Here is a 21,141-nt window from a genome sequence, read left to right as displayed (position 1 = left end):
ACGGGTGCATCGTCCGGTGCGTTGCGCCGCACGGGTGGGCTTGCCACCCATGGCCGTCGTGTCGCCCTGAGTTGCTGAACCCTTTCCTCTTCAGTGGGCCGCATACATCGGATGAGCTCCAAATACCACCAAAAGTGATCGTAACGCCCGCGGCTTCCCGGAGGTACTCAGAGATGTCCCACGACGGCGTCGGCCCCCGCGCGGCTCCGCGCTCGGTCGCCCTCCTCACCGCCGGCATCCTCGCGGTACCCGCGCTGGCCGGATGCGGCTCCGACCACGACCCCGCGGGCGAGCCGCTCGCCGGGGCGGACATCGCGCGCGCCGACCGGGCGAAGCTCGCCGACGGGGGCACCCTGCGCTGGGCCGTGGACACCGTCCCGGCCACCCTGAACACCTTCCAGGCGGACGCCGACTCCACCACCTCCCGGATCGCCCAGGCCGTCCTGCCCTCCCTGTACCGGACGGACGGCAACGGCCGGGTGGTGCCCAACCCCGACTACCTGGAGTCCGCCAGGGTCGTCGACACCGAGCCCAAACAGGTGGTCCTCTACCAGCTCGACCAGCAGGCCGTCTGGAGCGACGGCCGCGAGATCGGCGCCGCCGACTTCGCGGCCCAGTGGCGCGCCCTGTCCGGCAGGGACACCGCCTACTGGACCGCCCGCAACGCGGGCTACGACCGCATCGGGAAGATCGAGCGGGGCAGGAACGACCTCGAGGTCAAGGTCACCTTCGACCGCCCCTACGCCGACTGGAAGTCGCTGTTCACCCCGCTCTACCCCAAGGAGGTCATGGGCACCCCGGACTCCTTCAACGACGGGGCGCGCAAGGAGCTGAAGGTCACCGCCGGCCCCTTCACGGTGGAGAAGATCGACACAGACGAGGACGAGGTGACCCTCACCCGCAACACCCGCTGGTGGGGGGACCCGGCGAAGCTCTCGACGATCGTGCTGCGCTCGGTGCCCCGCGACAAGCGGATCTCCGCGCTCAGCGCCGGCACCCTCGACCTGGCCGAGATCGACGCCACCGCGGCCGGCCGTGTCAGCGCCGCCGCCGCGCCCGCGCGCGGCGAGAGCGGGAGCCCTCCTCTCATGGGCCCCGGCGCGGACCGCTCCGCCGCGGACGCGCTGCGCTCCTGGGCGGTCGCCAACGGCTCCGACGAGGACGCCGCCGGCGAGGAGATCTCCGCCCGCAAGAAGCTCCGCAAGAAGGCCGAGAAGTACGCACGCCAGCAGAAGGCCCTCGCGGGCTTCGAGGTGCGCACGTCCCTGGAGCCCGCCTACACCCAGCTCGCCCTCAACGGCGCCGACGGCCCCCTCGCCGACGAGCGGGTCCGCAGGGCCGTGGCCCGAGCCCTGGACCGGGACGCCATCGCCGCGGCCGTACTGAAGCCGCTGGGCCTGCCCGCCGAGCCCGTCGGCAGCCACCTGGCGCTGGCCGGCCAGGCCGCCTACGCCGACGGCAGCGGTGCCCTCGGCGAGCAGGACGCCAAGGAGGCCCGGGCGCTGCTCGCGGACGCCGGCTGGGTGCAGGGGGGCCCGGTCGAGGAGAAGAAGAAGGAGGAGGAGAAGGCGGCGGGCTCCGAGAACGACGAGGGTTCCGGCGGCGACGAGGACGGCAGCGACGAGGACGGCGGCGACGAGGACGGCGGGACCGACTCCGAGGGCGGCGACGACGGCACGTACATCGTCGGCCAGGACGACGACGGGGACGACGGCGACAACAAGGCCCCCCGCGACTCCGGCCCCGGCACCCAGCAGCTCAACCAGGGCAGCGCGCCCGGCGCCTACGCCCCCAAGGGCACCGCGGCCCCGGCCCGCGCCGACAACGCACCCGTCGCCAAGAACGGCAAGGCGCTCACCCTCCGCTTCGTCCTGCCGTCGGGGCCGGGGTCGGACACGCTGTCCACCGTGGCCGGCCGGATCTCGGCGATGCTGGAGAGGATCGGCATCCGCACCGACGTCTCCAAGGTCGACGACGACAGCTACTTCAAGGACCACATCGCCTCCGGCGAGTACGACCTCGCCCTGTACTCGTGGCCCGCGACCGCCTTCCCCGCCACCGACGCCCGTCCCGTCTACTCCAAGCCGGTCGTCGGGGCCGACGGCTCCCTGAACGTGGAGCAGAACTACACCCGCGTCGGCACCGACCAGGTCGACCAGCTCTTCGACCAGGCGATCGGCACCCTCGACGACGCCGAGCGCCACGCCCTGATCCGCAAGGCCGACTCCCGCATCTGGGCGGCGGCCGGCTCGATCCCCCTCTTCCAGCGCCCCGAGCTCACCGCGGTCCGCAGGAACCTGGCCAACGCCGGCGCCTTCGGCCTGCGCACGCCGGTGTTCCAGGACATCGGCTTCCTGAAGAAGTCCGCGCAGGGCCCGTCGGGCTCACCGGCCGCCACGGCCTCCGGGTCGCCGGCCGGGGACTGACGCCCCGGGTGCGTACGGAAGCGGCCCACCCCCGCCGGGGGTGGGCCGCCGCCTCATGCGTACGTGCCGGGGTCAGCCGTGCTTGGCGCGGCTCGTGGCGCGGGCGCGCTCGCGGGCGTCCAGGTTCACCTTGCGGATGCGGATGGCCTCCGGGGTGACCTCCACGCACTCGTCGTCGCGGCAGAACTCCAGGGACTGCTCCAGCGACAGCTTGCGCGGGGGAACGATCGCCTCGAACGAGTCGGCCGAGGACGACCGCATGTTGGTGAGCTTCTTCTCCTTGGTGATGTTGACGTCCATGTCGTCGGAGCGGGAGTTCTCACCGACGATCATGCCCTCGTACACCTCGGTGCCGGGGTCGGTGAACAGCACGCCCCGCTCCTGGAGGTTGGTCATCGCGAACGCGGTGACCGCACCGGCGCGGTCGGCGACCAGGGAGCCGTTGTTGCGGGTCGTGAGCGTCCCGAACCAGGGCTCGTGGCCCTCGTGGATGGAGTGGCCGATGCCCGTGCCGCGGGTCTGGGTGAGGAACTCCGTACGGAAGCCGATCAGGCCGCGGGAGGGCACCACGAACTCCATGCGCACCCAGCCGGAGCCGTGGTTGGACATGTTGTCCATCCGGCCCTTGCGGACGCCCATGAGCTGCGTGACCGCGCCCATGTGCTCCTCGGGGACGTCGATGGTCATGCGCTCGACCGGCTCGTAGACCTTGCCGTCGACGAGCTTGGTGACCACCTGCGGCTTGCCGATCGTGAGCTCGAAGCCCTCACGGCGCATCTGCTCGACCAGGATGGCCAGCGCCAGCTCGCCGCGGCCCTGCACCTCCCAGGCGTCGGGGCGGTCGGTGTCCAGGACGCGGAGCGAGACGTTGCCGATCAGCTCGCGGTCCAGGCGGTCCTTGACCTGGCGGGCGGTGACCTTGCGGTCCTTGACGGCCGCCTTGTTGTTCGCGCCCTTGCCGGTGCCGCCGCGGCCGACCAGCGGGGAGGTGTTGGTGCCGATGGTCATGGAGATCGCCGGCTCGTCCACCGTGATCAGCGGCAGCGCGACGGGGTTCTCCGGGTCGGCCAGGGTCTCGCCGATCATGATCTCGGGGATGCCGGCGACGGCGCAGATGTCACCGGGGCCGGCCTTCTCCGCGGGCTTTCGGGTGAGCGCCTCGGTCATCATCAGCTCGGAGATGCGCACGTTGCTGACGGTGCCGTCGCGCTTCATCCAGGCGACCGTCTGGCCCTTCTTCAGCTCGCCCTGGTGGACGCGGAGCAGGGCGATGCGGCCGAGGAAGTTGTCGGCGTCGAGGTTGGTGACGTGGGCCTGGAGGGGGGCGTCCTCGTCGTAGGTGGGAGCCGGGATGTGCTCCAGGATCGTCGAGAAGAACGGCTCCAGGCTGGTGGAGTCGGAGGGGACCGTGCCGTCGTCCGGCTTGGTCAGCGAGGCGACGCCGTCGCGGCCGCAGGCGTAGACGATCGGGAACTCGATCTGCTCCTCGTCGGCGTCCAGGTCGAGGAAGAGGTCGTAGGTCTCGTTGACGACCTCGTCGATGCGGGCGTCCGGACGGTCCGTCTTGTTGATGCACAGGATGATCGGCAGCCGCTGCTGCAGCGCCTTGCGCAGCACGAAGCGGGTCTGCGGCAGCGGGCCCTCGGAGGCGTCCACCAGCAGCACCACACCGTCGACCATCGACAGGCCGCGCTCGACCTCGCCGCCGAAGTCGGCGTGGCCGGGGGTGTCGATGATGTTGATCGTGATGGGCTCCCCGCCGTCCTTGGGGTGGTACTTCACCGCCGTGTTCTTGGCGAGGATCGTGATGCCCTTCTCACGCTCCAGGTCGTTGGAGTCCATCATGCGGTCGTCGACCTGGTCGAGCTGGTGCGCGGCGAAGGCGCCGGCCTGCTTGAGCATGCCGTCGACGATGGTGGTCTTACCGTGGTCGACGTGAGCGACGATGGCGACGTTGCGGATGTCGTGGCGTGTTGCGGACGGTGCCATAAAAGGCGTACTCCCGGAGTGCTGAGGAATGCCCCGCACGAGCGTCTGTGGTGTGCGGGCCCTGCCGGGCTGTACATGCCTCGGCCTCACTCCATGGTACGGGTGCGCGGCGGGGTGCGCCGTCGCGAGCCGTTGCGCCCCCGACGGTTCACGGGAAGCGGGTAGAGCCGTTCGGATATCGGTGTGCACGGAAACACGTTTCGGACATGTAAACAAAATGGTGCGCCTAAATGTCCGAATTGCCGGTTCGTCCCCGAGTGTGTCAAGCGCGCGCAGGTGTCAATCTTTGCAATTTTTGCTCAAAATATGGACGGTAGGGAGATCCCTATGTCTTCCGCCCTTGACGCGCGTTGACCGTCTTGGCGAAAGTTCCCCCAAACCACAGAACCTGCCGGTATCTGTGCTGCGCTCAACTCTCCAACCCCCCGGGGGACGAACACGATGACCAGTCCAATCAAGGCCGAGGACTCCGGGTCCGCGGCTGTCTTGGACCCTGAGCTCGCAGCGACCGCCGAGAACGCGGCCGTGAAGGGCGAGAAGCAGCCCGAGGGTCGTTCCCCCGGCCAGTTGATGTGGCAGCGCTTCAAGCGCGACCGTACCGGGGTCGTCTCCGCGTGCGTAGTGATTTTCTTCTTCGTCGTCTCCGCCGCGGCTCCGCTCATCGCGAAGCTGTACGGCAAGAACCCCTACACGCTGTACGCCCAGGAGCCGGACTACCCCTTCCTCCTGGACGACTTCGCCATGCCGACCGGATCCTTCGGCGGCATGTCGGGCGAGTTCTGGTTCGGTGTGGAGCCGAAGCTGGGCCGTGACGTGTTCACGATGCTGCTGTACGGCATGCGGACCTCGCTGTACATGGCCGTGGTCGTCACGACACTGTGCGTGATCACCGGCGTGGTCATCGGCATGGTGATGGGCTACTTCGGCGGCCGGGTCGACTACTGGCTCGGCCGGGTCACGGACTTCTTCCTGGCCTTCCCGCAGCAGCTGTTCTTCATCGCCTTCATGCCCGTGGTGGTCGCGATGTTCGTCGACCCGCAGGACGAAACCCCCACCTTCCTGCGGGCCCTGGCGATCACCCTGGTGATGTGGTTCCTCGGCTGGATGGGCCTGGCGCGCCTCGTGCGCAGTTCCGTACTCTCGCTCGCCGAGCGGGAGTTCGTGGAGGCGGCCAAGGTGTCCGGCGCTTCTCCGTGGCGCATCGTGCGCAAGGAGATCCTGCCGAACATCGTCACGCCGATCCTGGTGCAGGCCACCTACATCCTCCCGGGAACGATCCTCTCCATCGCCTTCCTCTCGTACATCGGCGTCGGCTTCGTCGAGCCGACCCCCGACTGGGGCCGGATGTTCGCCATCGGCGCCGACGTGTACGAGCAGGACCCGATGTTCATGTTCTTCCCGGGCGTGGCGCTGGTGGTGTTCGTTCTCTCCTTCAACCTTCTCGGAGACTCCGTCCGGGACGCATTCGACCCCAAGACCGGACGGTAATCGTCCATTGGTGGTGGGGGAGCTGCCGCCCCCGTGCCGGGCTACCGGACCGCTAGGCAGCACTCGTGGACAACTAATGACAGGTAGGTGCATCGGCATCATGAAGCCCATCAGAACGCGTACCGCGCGTGCCATCGCCGTCGCCATCGTGGCCGGCTCGCTGGCGCTGACCGGCTGCTCCAGCGACAACGGTGGCGGCAGCAAGGGCAAGGACGACTCGAAGAGCCAGAAGGACGCCGCCGAGCAGCAGGATCCTGTCGCCTACGGTGACGCCGCCGCCTCCAACGGTCCGGCCAAGGAGATCGCCGGCGCGAAGTCCGGCGGTTTCATCAACGTCTACATGCAGTCGGACCTGACCCACATGGACCCGGGTCAGATCTACGTCTCCGACGCGGGTCAGTTCTCCAACCTGATCCACCGCGGTCTGACGAACTACCAGGAGGACGAGAAGGGCAACCTGACCGTCGTCGGTGACATCGCCACCGACTCCGGCCAGTCCTCCGACGGCGGCAAGACCTGGACGTACAAGCTCAAGGACGGCGTCAAGGACCAGGACGGCAACGCCATCACGTCCGCCGACGTCCGCCACACCATCGAGCGCCTGTACTCGAAGGTCATCTTCGACGGCCCGACGTTCGTCCAGTCCTGGCTCTCGGGCAACGACTACCGCAAGGCGCTGCCGGACGGCCCCTACAAGGGCAAGCACCTCCCGGACACCGTCCTGGAGACCCCGGACGACAAGACGGTCGTCTTCAAGTTCGACAAGCCGCGCCCGGACCTCCCGCAGGCCCTCGCCATGGCCGGCTACTCCATCGTCCCGGCGAAGGCCGACACGAAGGAGAAGTACGACGACGCCCCGAAGGCGCTCGGCCCGTACAAGGTCGCCGAGTACAAGCCGGGCAAGTCGATGAAGCTGGTCAAGAACGACCAGTGGGACGCCAAGACGGACGCCGTGCGTCACCAGTACGTCGACGGCTACAACTTCAGCTCCACCATCGACCAGGCCAGCCAGACCAAGCGTCTGATCGCCGACCAGGGCGAGGCGAAGAACGCCATCCAGTTCACCGACTCGGTGGACCCGGCGCAGATGTCCACCGTCATCGGTGACGCGAACGCCAAGAAGCGCACGGTCCAGGGCTACCAGCCCTACGTGTGGCAGCTGACGTTCAACATGGACCGCGTCAAGGACAAGAAGATCCGCGACGCGATCACCTACGCGATCCCGAACCAGTCCATGGTCCAGGCGGACGGTGGCCGCTACGGCGGCGAGGTCGCCGGCGGTCTGCTCGCCCCGACCCTGCCGAACTACGACCCCGAGTACGACCCGTTCGGCAAGCTGAAGAAGCCCAACGGTGACCCGGAGAAGGCCAAGGCGCTGCTGAAGGAGGCGGGCTTCAAGGAGGGCACCAAGATCTCCTACGCCTACTCCAACACCCCGCGTGGCCAGGCGCAGCAGGTCATCATCAAGGACGCGCTCGAGAAGGTCGGCTTCGACGTCCAGGCCAAGGAGATCGACCGGGCCAGCTACTACGAGCAGATCGGCAAGCTGAACAACCCGTACGACATCTACATGACCGGCTGGGGCCAGGACTGGTCCTCCCCGTCCACGGTCATCACCCCGGTCTACGACGGTGAGCTGGTCGCCGACGGCGCGTCCAACTACTCGCACGTCAACGACCCGCAGGTGAACGAGCTGATCAAGAAGGCCCTCGTCCAGGAGCCGGAGGAGGCCGCCAAGACGTGGGAGCAGGCTCACCACCGTCTGGTGGAGGAGATCAACCCGGCTGCTCCGGTCTACTACTCGAAGCAGATCCAGCTCTACGGTTCGAACATCGGCGGCGCCAAGTACAGCACGGAGTCGAGCTACATCAACATCAACGACCTGTACCTGAAGCAGCCGTAACCCGTCAGCTCGGCTGACCGCGGGGGTGTGCGCCAGGCGGAGCGCACCCCCGCGGACGGTACCCCCTCCCTGCCGCCGCGTTTCGAAGAGAGCATCCACCCGCCATGCTTCAGTTCCTCATCCGCAGGCTGATCGGCGCCGTCGTCATCATGTTCCTGATCGGCGCCTTCACGTTCTTCCTGTTCTATACGGTTCCTCAGGACTTCGCTGCGCTGTCCTGCGGCAAGAACTGCTCGCCCGAGAACCTCGCCGTGATCCGGGAGAACCTCGGGCTGGACAAGCCCATCACCACCCAGTTCTGGGAGTTCATGACGGGCATCGTCGCAGGGCGGGACTTCGCGACCGGTCACTGTGCCGCACCCTGCCTCGGCCAGTCCTTCAGCACCGGTGAGTTCGTCTGGGACTCGATCCTGGACCGCTTCCCGCTGACGCTGTCGCTGACCGTCGGCGGTCTGGTGATCTTCCTCGTCGTGGGTCTCGGCGCCGGCCTGCTGGCCGCGTGGAAGCGCGGCACGGTGGCCGACAGGGCGGTCAGCGGCGCGTCCATCGTGCTGAGCTCGTTCCAGATCTACTTCCTCGGTCCGATCGTCCTCGGCATCGTCGTCTACCAGACGGGCTGGCTGGACAACCCCAAGTACCACCCCTTCACGGAGAACCCGCTCACCTGGGCCGCCGGCATGCTGATCCCGTGGGTGGTGATGGCGACCATCTTCACCGCCCAGTACACCCGTATGTCGCGCTCGACCATGATCGAGCAGCTCCAGGAGGAGCACGTCCGCACCGCCCGCGCCAAGGGCATGAAGCAGAGCTACGTCTTCTTCCGCTACGCCTGGCGCGGTTCGCTCATCCCGATCGTCACTATCCTGGGTATCGACCTCAGCGCGCTGCTGTCCGGCGCGGTGGTCACGGAGTTCACGTTCGACCTGGCCGGCATCGGCCGTCTCGCGGTGGATTCGTCGCTGACGAAGGACCTGCCGGTGACCATGGGCGTCATGCTGTTCGGGGCGTTCTTCATCCTGCTCCTGAACATCCTCGTGGACCTCGTCTACGCGTACATCGACCCGCGCGTGCGGCTCAGCTAGGAGAATGACCGTGACCACACTGACCAAGACCGAAGGCGAGAAGGCCCCGACCGGGCCGGATTCCTTCCTCTCGGTCCGCGACCTGCGGGTGCGGTTCTCCACCGAGGACGGCATCGTCAAGGCGGTCGACGGGCTGTCCTTCGACGTCGAGCGCGGCAAGACCCTCGGCATCGTCGGCGAGTCGGGCTCCGGCAAGTCCGTGACCAACCTGACCATCCTGGGCCTGCACAACCCCAGGAGCTCCACCGTGGAGGGCGAGATCCTCCTCGAGGGACGGGACCTGGTCACCGCCCCGGAGAAGGAGCTGGAGAAGCTCCGGGGCAACAAGGTCGCGATGATCTTCCAGGACCCGCTGACGGCGCTGTCGCCGTACTACACGGTGGGCCGGCAGATCGCCGAGCCGTACATGAAGCACACCGGCGCCTCCAAGAAGGAGGCGCGGGCCCGGGCGATCGAGATGCTGACCAAGGTCGGCATCCCGCAGCCCGAGTCCCGGGTGGACGACTACCCGCACCAGTTCTCCGGCGGTATGCGCCAGCGCGCCATGATCGCCATGGCGCTGGTCTGCGACCCCGACCTGCTGATCGCGGACGAGCCGACCACCGCTCTGGACGTGACGGTCCAGGCGCAGATCCTCGACCTGCTGAAGGAACTCCAGCAGGAGTTCGGCACGGCGATCATCTTCATCACCCACGACCTCGGCGTCATCTCCGACATGGCCGACGACCTGCTGGTGATGTACTCGGGCCGGGCCGTGGAGCGCGGCAGCGTCCGCGAGGTGCTGCGCCAGCCGAAGCACCCCTACACCTGGGGTCTGCTCAGCTCGATGCCGCGTCTGGGCGCCGACGTGTCGCAGGCCCTCAACCCGATCCCCGGATCCCCGCCCAGCCTGCTGAACCCGCCCTCCGGCTGCCCCTTCCACCCGCGCTGCGCCTTCACGGGCGAGGTGCCGGGGGACCGGTGCAGCACCGAGCGCCCGCCGCTCGGCGAGGGCCGGGCCGCTGCCTGCCACCTGACGGCGGAGCAGAAGCAGTCCATATTCATCGACACGATCCAGCCCCGGCTGCGCTAGGGAGAGATCCGAGACATGAGCGACAACCTCACCCTCCCCGCACAGCAGGGCTCCACCGGCGCGTCCACCGAGGCGCTGCTGAAGGTGGAGGGCCTGACCAAGCACTTCCCGATCTACGGCGGCTTTCCGATCAAGCGGAAGGTCGGCGCCGTCCAGGCCGTCGACAACGTCGACCTGACCGTCGGCGTCGGCGAGAGCGTCGGACTGGTGGGTGAGTCGGGCTGCGGCAAGTCGACCACCGGCCGGCTCATCACCCGGCTGCTGGAGCCGACCGCCGGGAGGATCGAGTACGCGGGCCAGGACATCACGCACGCCAAGCGCAGGCAGCTGGCGCCGGTCCGGTCCGAGATCCAGATGATCTTCCAGGACCCGTACTCGTCGCTGAACCCGCGGCAGACCGTCGGCACCATCATCAAGTCGCCGATGGAGGTCAACGGGATCGAGCCCGCGGGCGGCCGGGAGAAGAAGGTGCGCGAGCTGCTCGAGCTCGTCGGCCTCAACCCCGAGCACTACAACCGCTTCCCGCACGAGTTCTCCGGCGGCCAGCGCCAGCGCATCGGCGTCGCCCGTGCCCTGGCGCTCAGCCCGAAGCTGATCGTCGCGGACGAGCCGGTCTCCGCCCTGGACGTCTCCATCCAGGCGCAGGTCGTCAACCTGCTGCAGAAGGTCCAGGACGAGCTGGGCATCGCCTTCCTGTTCATCGCCCACGACCTCGCGGTGGTCCGGCACTTCTCGCAGCGCGTGGCCGTGATGTACCTCGGCAAGGTGGTCGAGGTCGGCGACCGGGACTCCATCTACAACCGGCCCCGCCACCCCTACACCCACGCGCTGCTGTCGGCCGTGCCCGAGGTGGCGATGGACGACGAGACGGAGAACCGGGAGCGCATCCGCCTCTACGGTGACGTCCCCTCGCCGATCATGCCGCCGTCCGGCTGCCGCTTCCGCACCCGGTGCTGGAAGGCGCAGGACAAGTGCGCGACCGACGAGCCGCCGCTGGTGCAGATCTCCGGCAACCGTGACGGGCACCTGACGGCCTGCCACTTCCCGGAGGACCCGACGACGGAGGCCCGCGGCGAGGACGTCGTCCTCGACCCGGCGCTGAAGGCGCTGGAGGAGTCGGCCGGCAAGGACTGACACCTCGTCGTACGCCATGGCTGCCGTCCGCCCCGCAGGGGGCGGGCGGCAGCCGTCGTTCGTCCCGGGGCCGTACGTGCATATGGCTGGAGCGCCCCCCGGACAGGTGCCCTGCATGTGCGGGATGCGCGGTGTGCCCCGATATTGGCGGAAAGGATCGGCGCACGTACGAGGAGGCACCCATGCGCGGAGCCATGCACGCCGGATGGGCCGCTTGCGCGATGGCGGTCGCCCTCGCTGCGACGGGCTGCGGAGGCGACGGGGACGGTGGCGGCAGTGACTCCGGGGCCGTGCTGAGCGCCTCCTGGGGCGATCCGCAGAACCCGCTGGAGCCGTCGAACACCAACGAGGTGCAGGGCGGCAAGGTCCTCGACATGATCTTCCGGGGGCTGAAGCGGTACGACCCGGAGACCGGCGAGGCCCAGGACATGCTCGCCGAGAAGATCGAGACCTCCGACTCGCAGAACTTCACCATCACCGTCAAGGACGGCTGGACCTTCAGCAACGGGGAGAAGGTCACCGCCCAGTCGTTCGTCGACGCCTGGAACTACGGCGCGAGTCTGAAGAACAACCAGCGCAACGCGTACTTCTTCGCCTACATCGAGGGCTACGACCAGGTCCACCCCGAGGAGGGCGACCAGACCGCCGACACCATGTCAGGCCTGAAGGTCACCGGCGACCGCACCTTCACCGTCAAGCTCACCCAGAAGTTCTCCACCTTCCCCGACACCCTCGGCTACGCCGCGTTCGCCCCGCTGCCCCGGGCGTTCTTCGACGACCACGACGCCTGGGTGAAGAAGCCCGTCGGCAACGGCCCCTATCTGGTCGACTCCTACACGCGCGGCTCGCAGATGGCCCTGCGCACGTGGGACGACTACCCCGGGGACGACAAGGCGCAGAACGGCGGCGTGGACCTCAAGGTCTACACCGACAACAACACCGCCTACACCGACCTGATCGCCGGCAACCTCGACCTGGTCGACGACGTCCCCGCCGCCCAGCTGAAGAACGTGCAGAACGACCTCGGCGACCGCTACCTCAACACCCCCGCGGGCATCATCCAGACCCTCGCCTTCCCCTTCTACGACGAGAACTGGAACAAGGCCGGCTCGGAGAAGGTCCGCACCGGCCTGTCCATGGCGATCGACCGGAAGCAGATCACCGACACGATCTTCCAGAAGACCCGCACTCCCGCCACCGACTGGACCTCACCCGTCCTCGGCGAGGACGGGGGCTACCAGGCGGGCCTGTGCGGGGACGCCTGCGAGTACGACCCCGACGAGGCCAAGAAGCTCATCGAGGAGGGCGGCGGGCTGCCCGGCGGCAAGGTGACGATCACCTTCAACGCGGACACCGGCTCCCACCGCGAATGGGTCAACGCGGTCTGCAACTCCATCAACAACGCGCTGGACGACGAGCGCGCCTGCACCGCCAACCCGGTCGGCACCTTCGCCGACTTCCGCAACGAGATCACCGACCGGAACATGACGGGGCCGTTCCGGGCCGGCTGGCAGATGGACTACCCGCTCATCCAGAACTTCCTCCAGCCGCTCTACTACACCAACGCCTCCTCCAACGACGGCAAGTGGTCCAACGAGCAGTTCGACGACCTCGTCGACCGGGCCAACCAGGAGACCGACACCGCCAAGGCCATCGACCTGTTCCAGCAGGCCGAGGGGGTCGTCCGGGACAACATGGCCGCCATCCCGCTGTGGTACCAGAACGGCAGCGCCGGCTGGTCCGACCGGCTCTCCGACGTCAAGCTCAACCCCTTCAGCGTCCCCGTGTACGACCAGATCAAGGTGAGCTGACCGTCCATGGGACGCTATGTCGTCCGGCGGCTGCTCCAGATGATCCCGGTGTTCGTCGGGGCCACGCTGCTGATCTTCCTCATGGTCAACGTGATGGGCGACCCCATCGCCGGACTCTGCGGCGAGCGCCAGTGCGACCCGGCGACCGCCGCCCGCCTGGAGCAGGAGTTCGGCCTCGACAAGCCCGTCTGGCAGCAGTACCTGACCTACATGGGGAACGTCTTCACCGGCGACTTCGGCACGGCCTTCAACGGCCAGGAGGTCACCGAGCTGATGGGGACGGCGTTCCCCGTCACCATCCGGCTCACCCTCATCGCGATCCTCTTCGAGATCGTCATCGGCGTCACCCTCGGCGTGGTCACCGGACTGCGCCGGGGCCGCCCCGTCGACACGGGCGTGCTGCTGCTCACCCTCGTCGTCATCTCCGTGCCCACCTTCGTCACCGGTCTGCTGCTCCAGCTGCTGCTCGGCGTGAAGTGGGGATGGATCCGCCCCTCGGTCTCCTCCGAGGCGCCCTTCGACGAGCTGATCCTGCCCGGCCTGGTGCTGGCCTCCGTCTCCCTCGCCTACGTCACCCGGCTGACCCGCACCTCCATCGCCGAGAACCGCCGCTCCGACTACGTCCGCACCGCCATCGCCAAGGGCCTGCCCCGCCACCGGGTGGTCGTCCGGCACCTGCTGCGCAACTCGCTCATCCCCGTGGTCACCTTCATCGGGGCCGACATCGGCTTCCTCATGGGCGGCGCCATCGTCACCGAGCGGATCTTCAACATCCACGGCGTCGGCTACCAGCTCTACCAGGGCATCCTCCGGCAGAACACGCAGACCGTCGTCGGCTTCGTCACCGTGCTGGTGCTGGTGTTCCTGGTCGCCAACCTGATCGTCGACCTCCTGTACGCCGTACTCGACCCGAGGATCCGCTATGCCTGACGGACGCCACGAACCCGAGCAGGCCATCGCCGGGACCGGGATGGGCGGCACCATGGACCTGGGCGTGGACGAGGCGGAGACCCTGGAGAGGCGGCCGGAGGGCGCGGGCGGCCCCGGCCCCGAGGGCAGGCCGCGCTCACTGTGGTCCGACGCCTGGCGGGACCTGCGCCGCAACCCCGTCTTCATCGTCTCCGCGCTGGTCATCCTCTTCCTGGTCTTCATCTCCCTGTGGCCCTCGGCGATCGCCTCCGGCAGCCCCCTCAAGTGCGACCTGTCCAAGGCCCAGCAGGGCTCCCAGTCCGGTCACCCCTTCGGTTTCGACGGCCAGGGCTGCGACGTCTACACCCGCACCGTCTACGGCGCCCGCACATCCGTGGCGGTCGGTGTCCTCGCCACCCTCGGCGTCGCCGTCCTCGGCAGCGTCCTGGGCGCCCTCGCCGGGTTCTTCGGCGGCATCTGGGACTCGGTCCTGTCCCGGATCACCGACGTCTTCTTCGCCATCCCCGTCGTCCTCGGCGGACTGGTGCTGCTCTCCGTCATCACCAGCAACACCGTCTGGCCGGTCATCGGGTTCATCGTGCTGCTCGGCTGGCCGCAGCTCTCCCGCATCGCCCGCGGCTCGGTCATCACCGCGAAGCAGAACGACTACGTCCAGGCCGCGCGGGCGCTCGGCGCCTCCAACTCGCGTCTGGTGCTGCGGCACATCGCGCCCAACGCCGTCGCACCGGTCATCGTCGTCGCGACCATCGCGCTGGGCACCTACATCGCCCTGGAGGCCACCCTGTCCTACCTGGGCGTGGGCCTGAAGCCGCCCAGCGTCTCCTGGGGCATCGACATCTCCGCCGCCTCCCCGTACATCCGCAACGCCCCGCACGCGCTGCTGTGGCCCTCCGGGGCCCTCGCGATCACCGTCCTGGCGTTCATCATGCTCGGCGACGCGGTGCGCGACGCCCTCGACCCGAAGCTGAGGTGAACCGCCGTGCTGCTCGAAGTGCGGGACCTGCACGTGGAGTTCCACACCCGTGACGGGGTCGCCAGGGCCGTCAACGGGGTCAGCTACGGCGTGGACGCCGGCGAGGCCCTGGCCGTGCTCGGCGAGTCCGGCTCCGGCAAGTCGGTGACCGCGCAGGCCGTCATGGGCATCCTCGACGTCCCGCCCGGCCGGATCACCGGCGGCGAGGTGGTCTTCCAGGGGCGCGACCTGCTGAAGCTCAGGGAGGAGGAACGCCGGCGGGTCCGGGGCGCCGAGATGGCGATGATCTTCCAGGACGCCCTGTCGTCACTGAACCCCGTGATCAGCGTCGGCGACCAGCTCGGCGAGATGTTCACCGTGCACCGGGGCATGTCCCGCAAGGACGCCCGTGCCAAGGCCGTCGAGCTGATGGACCGGGTGCGCATCCCCGCCGCCCGGGAGCGGGTCAAGCAGTACCCGCACCAGTTCTCCGGCGGCATGCGCCAGCGCATCATGATCGCGATGGCGCTGGCCCTGGAGCCCGCCCTGATCATCGCCGACGAACCGACCACCGCCCTCGACGTCACCGTCCAGGCCCAGGTCATGGAGCTGCTCGCGGAGCTCCAGCGCGAGTACCGCATGGGCCTGATCCTCATCACCCACGACCTGGGCGTGGTCGCCGACGTCGCCGACCGCATCGCCGTGATGTACGCGGGCCGGATCGTGGAGTCGGCACCGGTCCACGACATCTACAAGGCCCCGGCCCACCCGTACACCCGGGGCCTGCTGGAGTCGATCCCGCGCCTGGACCTCAAGGGCCAGGAGCTCTACGCCATCAAGGGTCTGCCGCCCAACCTCATGAACATCCCGCCGGGCTGCGCCTTCCATCCCCGCTGCCCCCTGGCCCGGGACGTCTGCCGCACCGACGAGCCGCCGCTGTACGAGGTCTCGGCGACGCGGGGGAGCGCCTGCCACTTCTGGAGGGAGTGCATGGATGACTGAGCCGATCCTCCAGGTCAGCGACCTGGTCAAGCACTACCCGCTGACGCAGGGCGTCGTCTTCCGCAAGCAGGTCGGCGCCGTGCGCGCGGTCGACGGCGTGGACTTCCACCTGGGCCGGGGCGAGACGCTGGGCATCGTCGGCGAGTCCGGCTGCGGCAAGTCGACGGTCGCGAAGATGCTGGTCAACCTGGAGCGTCCGACGGCCGGTTCGATCCGCTACAAGGGCGAGGACATCACCCGCCTGTCGGGCAGGGCCCTCAAGGCCGTGCGCCGCAACATCCAGATGGTGTTCCAGGACCCGTACACCTCCCTCAACCCCCGCATGACGGTCGGCGACATCATCGGGGAGCCGTACGACATCCATCCCGAGGTGGCCCCCAAGGGCGACCGGCGCCGCAGGGTGCGGGAACTGCTGGACGTGGTCGGCCTCAACCCGGAGTACATCAACCGCTATCCGCACCAGTTCTCCGGCGGCCAGCGCCAGCGCATCGGCATCGCTCGGGGGCTGGCGCTGCGGCCGGAGGTGATCGTCGCCGACGAGCCGGTCTCCGCGCTGGACGTCTCGGTGCAGGCGCAGGTCATCAACCTGATGGACCGGCTGCAGAGCGAGTTCGACCTCGCCTACGTCTTCATCGCCCACGACCTGTCCATCGTCCGGCACATCTCCGACCGGGTCGGGGTGATGTACCTCGGGCGGATCGTGGAGACGGGCACGGACACCGAGATCTACGAGCACCCCACCCACCCCTACACCCAGGCGCTGCTCTCCGCCGTGCCCGTGCCGGACCCGGAGGCCCGGGAGCACCGGGAGCGGATCATCCTCACCGGGGACGTGCCCTCCCCGACGAACATCCCCTCCGGCTGCCGCTTCCGCACCCGCTGCTGGAAGGCGCAGGAGCGCTGCGCGCTGGAGGTGCCGGCGCTCGCGGTGCCCGCCTGGTTCGAGGCGGCCGGCGGTCCGGCGGCGCACGACTCGGCCTGCCACTTCGCGGAGGAGAAGCACGTGGTGCCGGCGGAGGGACAGGGCGACGGGCCGCGGGGACAGGGCGACGGGCCGGGGTGACACGGCGACGGGCCGGGGTGACATGGCTGCACCCCGGCCCGCTCACGGCACCCGCACGGCCGCACGCTGTTCAGCTTCCCGTGTCCGTATATCGGGACGGCTTCCGTGAAGTTGCCTCGCTGTTAACGCGGTTCGTCCCCGTTTGTCAGGCCCAGGGAGCGCCTGAGGAAGTCGAGCTGGAGGCGGAGCAGGTTCTCGGCGACCTCCTCCTGCGGGGTCATGTGCGTGACGCCGGACAGGGGGAGGACCTCGTGCGGGCGGCCGGCCGCGAGCAGTGCCGAGGACAGTCGCAGCGAGTGCGCGACCACCACGTTGTCGTCGGCCAGCCCGTGGATGACCATCATCGGGCGGTGCGGTTCGGCGGCGTCGACCAGACCGGCGTCGTCGATCACCGAGTTGCGGCGGTAGACCTCCGGCTGCTCGCCGGGGAGGCCGACGTAGCGTTCCTGGTAGTGGGTGTCGTAGAGGCGGAGGTCGGTGACGGGGGCGCCCACCACGGCCGCGTGGAAGACGTCGGGGCGGCGCAGCGCCGCGAGGGCCGCCAGGTAGCCGCCGAAGGACCAGCCGCGGATCGCGACCCGGCCGAGGTCGAGCGGGAGGTCGGCGGCGAGTGCCTGGAGCGCGTCGACCTGGTCCTGGACGACGATCGCGGCGATGTCGTCCCTGATCGACTTCTCCCAGGCGGGGGAGCGGCCCGGCGTGCCGCGGCCGTCCGCGACGATCACCGCGAAGCCCTGGTCGGCGAACCACTGGGAGGTCAGGTGCGGGTTGTGGGCGGCCACCACCCGCTGGCCGTGCGGACCGCCATAGGGGTCCATGAGCACCGGGAGAAGGGTGTCACCGGCGTAGTCACGAGGCATAAGCACGGCGCACGGGATTCGTCGTGCGCCCCCTTGGGTCAGGGTCAGGCGGGGGGACATTCCGGGGTCTTCGGCGTACGAGGGGACAGTCGCCGTCGGTTTCCCGTCACGCAGCACCACCGCCCGGGAACCTGGCCGGTCCGGGGTGGCGGAGACGAGCACGGTGACGCCCCCCGCGCGTACGGCGGAGTGCACGCCGGGCTCCTGGGAGAGGCGCTCCACGCCGAGCTCGTTCACCCGGTAGACGTGCGTCTCGCCGGTCTCCGGAGCGGCCGCGTCCTCACCCGCCGACGCCGAGACCAGCACGTCGTCGTCGGACACGTCCAGCACGGCCTGGATGTGCAACTGGCTTCCGGTGAGCGGTCGTTCACCCACGACGAGTCGTCGTGCGCCCCCCTCGTCCGCGATCCGCACCAGTCGGCCGGAGGGGCTCCAGCAGGGCACCCCGGGGAAAAGTTCCAGCCAAGTTGGATCTTCGTCGGCGTGCACCATCCGGGTCGCCCCGGATTCCGGGTCCACGGCCAGGACGAGCTGCCCGCGCTGGTCGCGCGCCTGTACGAGCAGCAGCGGGGCTCCCGCGGCTGACCAGTGCACATGCGCCAGATAGGGATACCGCGCACGGTCCCAGGAGACCTCCGTGCGGGTCCCGTCGAGGGCGACCACGAACAGCCGCACGTCCGCGTTCGGGGTGCCGGCGGCCGGGTACCGCACGTGGTGCGGCTCACGCTCCGGACGGGCGGGGTCGGAGATCCACCACCGCTGGACCGGCGTGTCGTCCACGCGCGCCACCAGCAGCCGGTCGGACTCCGGCGCCCACCAGAAGCCCCGCGAACGCCCCATCTCCTCGGCCGCGACGAACTCCGCCAGACCGTAGGTGACCTCCTCCGCCTCGGGGGTCGCGAGGGCGCGGTCGTCCGCCCCCTCGGCCGCGGTCACCCGCAGCGCCCCCCGGGCGACGTAGGCGACGTGCCGCCCGTCGGGTGAGGGCCGGGGGTCGATCACCGGTCCGGACGCGGGCAGTTCACGTGCCGTCCCGGCCCGCAGGCCGGCCGTGAAGAGCCGCCCTGACAAGGCGAAAGCCGCCAACTCGACGGCGGCGTCGGTGGCGTAGCCCACGATGCCGGCACCGCCCTCACGGCTGCGTTCGCGCCGTGCGCGTTCCTCGGCGGAGAGGTTCTCCGAGGCCCCGCCCAGGAGGGCGCGCGGGTCGGCCGCCACGCGCTCCCGGCCCTCCTCCGTGTCGAGGACCCAGAGCGAGTTGGCCCGGTCGGTACCGGAACCCGAGCGCAGGAACGCGACGCGCGAACCGTCGGGCGCCACGCTGAACGAACGCGGCGCGCCGAGCGTGAAGCGGAGGGTGCGGGCGTGCCGTCGGGGGAAGGAGTCAGCCTCGGTCGTCATGCCCTGACCATATTGGCCATGCGCCCCCTTGTGCGGCCGTGCGCCGAGCGATGCGCACGTACGGATAGTTATGATCGTTAGCGCATAGTGGGTATGAACCTGCTGGCTGCTGTGTGGATTTATCTGCCCCCATATTCCTACCCCCCGCGCCCTGGGATCCTTGGAGGTGAGCCGCCGTGGCACTCTCGATTTCGGCGGTGGTGCTGCTGGCGATCATCGTCTTCCTGCTGATCAAGAAGTCGGGTCTGAAGGCAGGGCACGCCGTGGTGTGCATGCTGCTCGGCTTCTACCTGGCCTCGTCGACGATCGCCCCGACCATCAGCGAGCTGACGACGAACATCGCGGGGATGATCGGCAGCATCAACTTCTAGGCGCCGTCCCGCGGTTGAGCGAACCTTCTTCCGGCTGGGGCCCCGTGGCGGGTCCCGGGACCCGGCCGGAGTCCACGTCCCGTCCTCCGCAGGGGAGAAGCGGGTGATCCTCCGACTCGGTCCGCCCGCCCCCTCGCGTGTTACCCGCCGGTAAGCAATGATGGCGGGGCCATCATCCACGCGCGCAGGGCGGAGCCGACGGTGACGACTTCCGAGGAACAGAGCGGGGAACGAAGCGAGGCGGGGACGAGGGTGCACGTCTTCCGGGACGACGCCCTCGGCGACCTGGACGCGGTCGGACTCGCCGAGGCGATCCGCCGCGGCGAGGTCGGTGCCGCCGAGGCCGCCCGTGACGCGTCGGCACGCGTCCGGGCCGCCGAGCCCCGGCTGAACGCCGTCCAGGTCCACCTCGACCTCCCGGCGCACGCCTCCGAGCCCGCCGGCCCCCTCGCCGGGGTGCCGACCTTCGTCAAGGACAACACCGACTACCAGGGCCTGCCCACCGGCCACGGCAGCGCCGCCTTCGCGCCCCGCGCGGCCCGGCGGCACGCCCCGTTCACCCGCCAGTTCCTGAGCACCGGCGTCACGGTCCTGGGCAAGACCCGGCTGCCCGAGTTCGGCTTCAGCCCCACCACGGAGTTCGAGGGCGCCGAACCGGTCCGCAACCCGTGGCACACGGACCACTCGGCGGGCGGTTCGTCGGGCGGCAGCGCGGCCCTGGTCGCCGCCGGGGCGGTGCCGATCGCGCACGCCAACGACGGCGGCGGTTCGATCCGCATCCCCGCCGCGGCGTGCGGACTCGTCGGCCTGAAGCCGACCCGCGGCCGGGTGGTGGCGAACGCGCAGGGCCGTCAGCTTCCCATCGACCTGGTCAGCGACGGCGTGGTGAGCCGCTCGGTCCGCGACAGCGCCGCGTTCCTGGCCGCGGCGGAAGAGCACTGGTGGAACCCGAAGCTGCCGCCCGTCGGCCTCGTCGAGGGCCCCGCGGACCGCCGTCTGCGCATCGGCCTCCTGGTGGACTCCCCGAACGGTGTCCGAGTCGACGCCGACACCCGGACCGCCGTCACGGAGACGGCCGAGCACCTCGACCGGCTCGGCCACACCGTGGAACCGGTGGAACTCTCCATCGACCCGCACTTCACCGACGACTTCCTCACCTACTGGGGCATGCTGTCGTTCCTGATCGGCGTGACCGGCAGGACGATGGGCGCGGACTTCGACCGCCGGCGCATGGACGGGCTGAGCCGGGGCCTGCGGGAGATGTACGTGAGCAGGTGGCGGACCACGCCCGGCGTCGTACGCAGGCTGAAGCGCACGCGCGAGGCGTACGCGGCGGGCTTCCGGGGCCTCGACGTGATCCTCTCCCCGGTCCTCGGCCACACCACCCCGCCGATCGGCCACCTCGACCCGACGGTCCCCTACGACACGCTGGTCGAACGGCTCCTCGCCTACGTGGCGTTCACCCCGGTCAACAACGTGGTCGGCACCCCGTCCATCTCCGTACCGGCCGCGCACGCGACGGCGGACGGACTGCCGGTCGGCGTCATGATCTCCGGCCGCCCGGGCGCGGAACGCATGCTTCTCGAGCTGGCCTTCGAACTCGAGGCGGACCGGCCGTTCCGGCGCCTGCAGGACGTCTGAGGGGCCCGGTCGTCCT

Annotated in this window: 15 protein-coding genes; 13 read left to right on the top strand and 2 right to left on the bottom strand. The window is 69.4% G+C overall.

Annotated elements, in window-relative coordinates; genetic code table 11:
- Window positions 1-173: 173 nt before the first annotated feature.
- Entirely contained in the window at window positions 174-2,426 is a 2,253-nt protein-coding gene (locus tag ACZ6A9_RS01430) for an ABC transporter family substrate-binding protein (RefSeq protein WP_468976234.1), read from the top strand.
- A 72-nt stretch (window positions 2,427-2,498) separates the two neighbouring features.
- Here the strand turns inward: ACZ6A9_RS01430 and typA are convergent, their stop codons facing one another.
- Complete coding sequence (gene typA / locus ACZ6A9_RS01425; RefSeq protein WP_228967922.1) at window positions 2,499-4,415, bottom strand: translational GTPase TypA; 1,917 nt, start codon at window positions 4,413-4,415, stop codon at window positions 2,499-2,501.
- 441 nt (window positions 4,416-4,856) lie between these two features.
- Here typA and ACZ6A9_RS01420 point away from each other — a divergent pair, with 441 nt between their 5' ends.
- The 10 genes from ACZ6A9_RS01420 (at window position 4,857) to ACZ6A9_RS01375 (ending at window position 16,852) form a co-directional block, all read left to right on the top strand.
- Window positions 4,857-5,903 (top strand): ABC transporter permease, encoded by a 1,047-nt coding sequence (locus ACZ6A9_RS01420; RefSeq protein ID WP_468976231.1) that lies wholly within the window; start codon window positions 4,857-4,859, stop codon window positions 5,901-5,903.
- 100 nt (window positions 5,904-6,003) lie between these two features.
- Window positions 6,004-7,806 carry an ABC transporter substrate-binding protein gene (locus tag ACZ6A9_RS01415; RefSeq protein ID WP_468976228.1) on the top strand — a complete coding sequence of 601 codons (1,803 nt, stop codon included), beginning with the start codon at window positions 6,004-6,006 and terminating at the stop codon, window positions 7,804-7,806.
- Between the two features lie 104 nt (window positions 7,807-7,910).
- A complete protein-coding gene (locus ACZ6A9_RS01410; protein WP_468976226.1) occupies window positions 7,911-8,888 on the top strand; it encodes an ABC transporter permease in 978 nt (325 codons plus the stop codon).
- A gap of 10 nt (window positions 8,889-8,898) precedes the next feature.
- A complete protein-coding gene (locus tag ACZ6A9_RS01405) occupies window positions 8,899-9,960 on the top strand; it encodes an ABC transporter ATP-binding protein (protein ID WP_468976223.1) in 1,062 nt (353 codons plus the stop codon).
- Window positions 9,961-9,975: 15 nt separating this feature from the next.
- The gene (locus ACZ6A9_RS01400) at window positions 9,976-11,094 is read left to right on the top strand and encodes an ABC transporter ATP-binding protein (protein WP_468976220.1); all 1,119 of its coding nucleotides are present in this window, start codon (window positions 9,976-9,978) and stop codon (window positions 11,092-11,094) included.
- Window positions 11,095-11,276: 182 nt separating this feature from the next.
- Entirely contained in the window at window positions 11,277-12,905 is a 1,629-nt protein-coding gene (locus tag ACZ6A9_RS01395) for a peptide ABC transporter substrate-binding protein (RefSeq protein ID WP_468976218.1), read from the top strand.
- Window positions 12,906-12,911: 6 nt separating this feature from the next.
- On the top strand, window positions 12,912-13,835 hold the full coding sequence (locus ACZ6A9_RS01390; protein WP_468976215.1) for an ABC transporter permease: 924 nt from the start codon (window positions 12,912-12,914) through the stop codon (window positions 13,833-13,835).
- Window positions 13,828-14,808 (top strand): ABC transporter permease, encoded by a 981-nt coding sequence (locus tag ACZ6A9_RS01385; RefSeq protein ID WP_468976212.1) that lies wholly within the window; start codon window positions 13,828-13,830, stop codon window positions 14,806-14,808. Before ACZ6A9_RS01390 ends, ACZ6A9_RS01385 begins: the two co-directional genes overlap by 8 nt.
- A gap of 6 nt (window positions 14,809-14,814) precedes the next feature.
- The gene (locus ACZ6A9_RS01380) at window positions 14,815-15,789 is read left to right on the top strand and encodes an ABC transporter ATP-binding protein (protein WP_468976209.1); all 975 of its coding nucleotides are present in this window, start codon (window positions 14,815-14,817) and stop codon (window positions 15,787-15,789) included.
- Window positions 15,782-16,852, top strand: a complete 1,071-nt coding sequence (locus ACZ6A9_RS01375) for an ABC transporter ATP-binding protein (protein ID WP_468976206.1) — start codon at window positions 15,782-15,784, stop codon at window positions 16,850-16,852. The genes ACZ6A9_RS01380 and ACZ6A9_RS01375 overlap by 8 nt, the downstream gene beginning before the upstream one ends.
- A 122-nt stretch (window positions 16,853-16,974) precedes the next feature.
- Here ACZ6A9_RS01375 and ACZ6A9_RS01370 read toward each other — a convergent pair whose 3' ends face one another.
- Complete coding sequence (locus ACZ6A9_RS01370) at window positions 16,975-19,113, bottom strand: S9 family peptidase (RefSeq protein ID WP_468976204.1); 2,139 nt, start codon at window positions 19,111-19,113, stop codon at window positions 16,975-16,977.
- 176 nt (window positions 19,114-19,289) lie between these two features.
- On the opposite strand from ACZ6A9_RS01370, the gene ACZ6A9_RS01365 reads away from it, so the two are divergent.
- Together ACZ6A9_RS01365 and ACZ6A9_RS01360 are read left to right on the top strand one after the other, a co-directional pair.
- Complete coding sequence (locus ACZ6A9_RS01365) at window positions 19,290-19,484, top strand: hypothetical protein (RefSeq protein WP_030860044.1); 195 nt, start codon at window positions 19,290-19,292, stop codon at window positions 19,482-19,484.
- Between the two features lie 201 nt (window positions 19,485-19,685).
- Window positions 19,686-21,125 carry an amidase gene (locus ACZ6A9_RS01360; RefSeq protein WP_468976200.1) on the top strand — a complete coding sequence of 480 codons (1,440 nt, stop codon included), beginning with the start codon at window positions 19,686-19,688 and terminating at the stop codon, window positions 21,123-21,125.
- The last annotated feature ends 16 nt before the right edge of the window (window positions 21,126-21,141 follow it).

The organism is Streptomyces sp. NPDC041124 (assembly GCF_055592385.1).
This window is presented reverse-complemented; position numbering and strand designations above follow the sequence as displayed.